The sequence below is a fragment of the Kaarinaea lacus genome (assembly GCF_975902315.1).
Genome location: NZ_CDLKIE010000266.1, coordinates 1 through 4,321, shown reverse-complemented (window position 1 = coordinate 4,321; position 4,321 = coordinate 1). Strand labels below are relative to the sequence as shown.

Annotated in this window: 5 protein-coding genes; 2 read left to right on the top strand and 3 right to left on the bottom strand. The window is 47.2% G+C overall.

The genetic code is table 11. The annotated features are described in order from the left end of the window. The 3 genes from cgtA to rplU form a co-directional block, all read right to left on the bottom strand. Positions 1–887 (bottom strand): Obg family GTPase CgtA (gene cgtA, locus ACWVCM_RS08240; RefSeq protein WP_455201255.1); only part of this gene is annotated, 887 nt, incomplete at its 3' end. Between the two features lie 314 nt (positions 888–1,201). Next, positions 1,202–1,459, bottom strand: a complete 258-nt coding sequence (rpmA, locus tag ACWVCM_RS08235) for a 50S ribosomal protein L27 (protein ID WP_455201254.1) — start codon at positions 1,457–1,459, stop codon at positions 1,202–1,204. Between the two features lie 35 nt (positions 1,460–1,494). After that, the gene (gene rplU / locus ACWVCM_RS08230; RefSeq protein WP_455201253.1) at positions 1,495–1,806 is read right to left on the bottom strand and encodes a 50S ribosomal protein L21; all 312 of its coding nucleotides are present in this window, start codon (positions 1,804–1,806) and stop codon (positions 1,495–1,497) included. Positions 1,807–2,079: 273 nt separating this feature from the next. On the opposite strand from rplU, the gene ispB reads away from it, so the two are divergent. Both ispB and ACWVCM_RS08220 read left to right on the top strand, forming a co-directional pair. Continuing rightward, a complete protein-coding gene (ispB, locus tag ACWVCM_RS08225; RefSeq protein ID WP_455201252.1) occupies positions 2,080–3,090 on the top strand; it encodes an octaprenyl diphosphate synthase in 1,011 nt (336 codons plus the stop codon). Between the two features lie 99 nt (positions 3,091–3,189). Next, the gene (locus ACWVCM_RS08220; RefSeq protein WP_455201251.1) at positions 3,190–4,221 is read left to right on the top strand and encodes a ChaN family lipoprotein; all 1,032 of its coding nucleotides are present in this window, start codon (positions 3,190–3,192) and stop codon (positions 4,219–4,221) included. The last annotated feature ends 100 nt before the right edge of the window (positions 4,222–4,321 follow it).

The following is a 4,321-nucleotide window of genomic DNA, read 5'->3' as shown; positions in this document are numbered from 1 at the left end:
TTATCACGTTCTGGTTCCGGCAACAGATCCACTTTATTAAGTACCAACCAGCGGTCTTTGGCATACAAGGTATCACTGAATTTTTTCAATTCATTTTCGATGGCACGAAAATTTTCCACTGGATCACCAACACCCTCAAAAGGTTTGACGTCCAGCAAATGCAATAATAAACGGGTTCGAGACAAGTGCTTGAGAAACTGAATCCCCAGCCCAGCACCTTCCGCGGCGCCTTCAATGACGCCGGGTATGTCTGCGATCACAAAACTTTGATCGACACCTAAACGCACCACACCCAGGTTTGGATACAGTGTAGTAAAGGGATACTCCGCCACCTTCGGTTTAGCCGCGGAAACACTGCGTATCAGAGTTGATTTACCGGCATTGGGCAAACCCAACAAACCCACATCGGCCAGTACATTAAGCTCCAGTAGCAAATTGCGAATTTCACCCGGGGTCCCCGGAGTGCTTTGACGTGGTGCGCGATTGGTACTACTTTTGAAATGCACATTGCCCAAACCATGTTTGCCACCCTTGGCAACCAGCAACTGCTGGTCCACATCAACCAGGTCACCAATTTGTTCCCGTGTATCGGCGTCATACACCACGGTGCCGACCGGCACCCGAATATATAAATCCTCACCGGACTTGCCCGTGCACTCGCGGCTCATGCCGTTCTCACCTTTTTGTGCACGATAGTGTCGTTGATAGCGAAAATCCGCCAGGGTATTTAATCCAGTATCCGTTACAAAATAAACACTGCCACCATCCCCGCCATCACCACCGTTGGGCCCGCCAAAGGGAATGTATTTTTCGCGACGAAAGCTCACGCAACCGCTGCCACCTTTGCCGGCTTCGACTCGAATTGTCGCTTCATCTACGAATTTCATGAGTAGTATCTAATTTGTTTTTCAAGCAGTAATACTTTCAATATTTACAGATTTAGAGTGAGGGTTTGTATATCTACACATTAAATCCCCCTCATTCCCCCTTTACAAAGGGGGAAGAAAAACATAAGTGCAACCAGTCTCCCTGATACATCCCCTCCTTTTGTAAAGGAGGGTTAGGGAGGATTTTCGATGCAATAACTATTGATTCGAGATTACCTTTCACTATCTAGAAAAATCCTCACTATACTTTCTGCTTCCTACAAAAAGAAAACCCCGCACGAGGCGGGGTTCTCTACAAAATCGCAACGTGCAATTTACGCGGGTACAACGCTCACATATTGACGCTTTTTGGGACCCTTAATTTCGAATTTAACAGCACCTTCCGCAGTAGCGTATAAGGTATGGTCTTTGCCGCAACCCACGTTTACACCTGGATGTACCTTGGTGCCACGTTGACGAAGAATAATGTTGCCTGCCTGGACGACCTGTCCGCCATAGCGTTTGACGCCCAATCGTTTGGATTCTGAATCGCGTCCGTTACGCGTACTACCTGCTGCTTTCTTATGTGCCATGATGCTTTACCTGTCTTAAAATTCTCTACTATTTGTTACGCGGAAATATCTGTGATTTCAATTTCCGTGTAATCCTGGCGATGACCAGTGCGCTTTTGGTGGTGCTTGCGACGACGGAACTTCACAATTTCGATTTTCTTGTGACGCCCGTGAGCGACTACCGTCGCTTTTACTTTACCACCGTCTACCAGTGGTGCACCGACAGTGACGTTGTCGCCGTCACCTACCATCAGTACGTCGTTAATATCGACGGAAGCGCCTGCTTCTACAGGCAATTTTTCCACTTTTAATTTGTCGCCCTTGGCAACCCGGTATTGCTTACCACCGGTTTTAATGACCGCGTACATCGATTTTCTCCAATTATCCCTGAATTATAGATGGGATCTCACGCATTTCGAATTCGGAATTCGCTGAGGGCCAGCGAAAGACCGGGAATTTTAACGGCTAAAGGCACTTAGGTCAAACACTACCCGGCATTTTTTACCGGCATTTGCGTCCATTTCGCCCCCTTAGCACAGCCGCAATTATGCACTTTTTTAGCCACCACAGTGTGGCCGATCATTCAGCAAAACCCGTGCGCAAAACTTGACACCCTCGGTCTCCCCCCATAGCATGGCCGGATGCAAGAAGCAGCTTCACCAAATACCGCCACCAGGCAGAATTTGTCCATTGATGACATTTACCAGCTTATTGAAAGCGACCTGGACAACGTTAACCAGTTGATTAAAAAGCGACTTCACTCAGAAGTGGCGCTGATTAACCAGTTGAGCAACTACATTATATATAGTGGCGGCAAGCGGCTACGCCCGGTGCTGGTGCTACTATCTGCCCGAGCCCTGAATTACGAGGGTAACCAGCATATCAACCTCGCGGCCATCGTCGAGTTTATCCATACCGCCACCCTGCTTCACGATGACGTGGTGGACGCCTCCGACAAACGCCGCGGCAATGACACCGCCAACGCCATTTGGGGTAATGAAGCGGCCGTACTGGTCGGGGACTTCCTCTATTCCCGCGCTTTCCAGATGATGGTCGATTGCAACAGCATGCGGATCATGGAAATTCTGTCCGATGCCACAAATACCATCGCCGAAGGTGAAGTGCTTCAGTTGCTCAATTGCCATGATCCGGACACCAGCGAGCAACGCTACATGGATGTCATCCATTTCAAAACCGCCAAACTTTTCGAAGCAGCAGGCCAGCTCGGCGCTGTCATATCTGGCGCTAGTCCTGAACAGGAATTTGCCATGGCCAAATATGGCATGTACCTGGGCACAGCCTTTCAGTTAGTGGACGATGTTCTGGATTACAGCTCATCATCGGAAGAAATTGGTAAAAATATCGGTGATGACCTGGCCGAAGGTAAGCCGACACTACCCCTGATTCGCGCCATGACAACCGGCTCCGCTGACCATGCAAATACAATCCGCAAAGCCATCACCGAAGGTGGGCGCGAACATATTGCGGAAGTCATGAAAGCGATCGAGGCCACTGACGCCATTGAGTACACTGCCAAGATTGCCCGCGATGAAGCAAACAGGGCGCTGGAAATGTTATCGAAAATTCCAGATTCACGATTCAGGGATGCCTTGTCTTCGTTGGCTGAGTTTTCTATTAACCGCACCTACTAATTATCACAGAACTTTTTGTTCCAGGTAAAAGAAACAAAACTGACGTCCTGATTGTCCTATCCATTAACCTCTTAAATTCATATTACCCTTAGGATAACAATGAGAATTTCAAGCTTTGCAGCTCACCCTGTCGTGTCAATTCTGTGCCAGTCTTTATTGCTTCTCTTCACTTTCAGTATAAGCGCTCATGCCAAAGATAAAGATAATGGGGAACCTTACAAGCTAACCCAGCAAGATCACCCATTGGTTGGCAAAATCTGGGATGTCAATAAACAACAATACATCAGCAAAGACCAGCTATTACAAAACGTATTGATTAGCGATTACATCTTGCTGGGTGAAACCCATGACAATATCAAACATCATGAAGATCATGGATGGGTAATTAGCGAACTCAACAAGAAGGGGCTCAACATTGCCGTCGCCCTTGAAATGGTCACAAAAGAACAAGCTGAAACAATAAATAGCACCGAGAATGCTACAACTGATAACGTTATGGATGCACTGGAAAAAGCAAAAACTGGTTGGGAATTTAAAAAATACTATCGCCCGGTTTTCGACAGTATCGTCAACGCTAATTATAAAATTTACCCTGCCGATCTCGATAAACCAACCATGATGAAAGTAGTCCGCGAGGGAAAAGAACATGCGCCCGCTGAGCTCAAATCCCTGCTTAAAACGAAACAGTTATCCGAGGAAGAGCGCGCTGCTTTAAAGAAGGAAATTGAAGGCACACATTGCGGCATGATTAACGACGAAATGACAAAAGCCATGATGTTGGGTCAACAGGTTCGCGACGCGGCCATGGCAAATAATATGTTCGCATTAAAAGATGCCGAAACCCAGGCCGTCGTATTGATATCCGGTTCAGGTCATGTCCGAAACGACCGTGGCGCACCCATGTACCTCAGCGCCATCGATAAAACCGCATCAATCACCTCCATCGCATGGCTGGAAGTTGATGAAGAAACAACAGATCCTAAAATATATGCGACACCCTGGGGCCAGGAAAAATTGCCCTTTGATTATGTAGTATTTACCCCCGCAGCAGATCGGCCAGATCCCTGCGAAGAAATGAAAAAATTCATGGAACATAAACACAAGAAGAGCCAGGGAAAGAAAGAGAGTTGATACTATCTAACCAATACCAAATGGTACTGGACAGAAAATTCCCCCCATCAATGGCTTAAGGTATAATTTCAATCGATCCAAAAACCACGTCGGAGTGTAG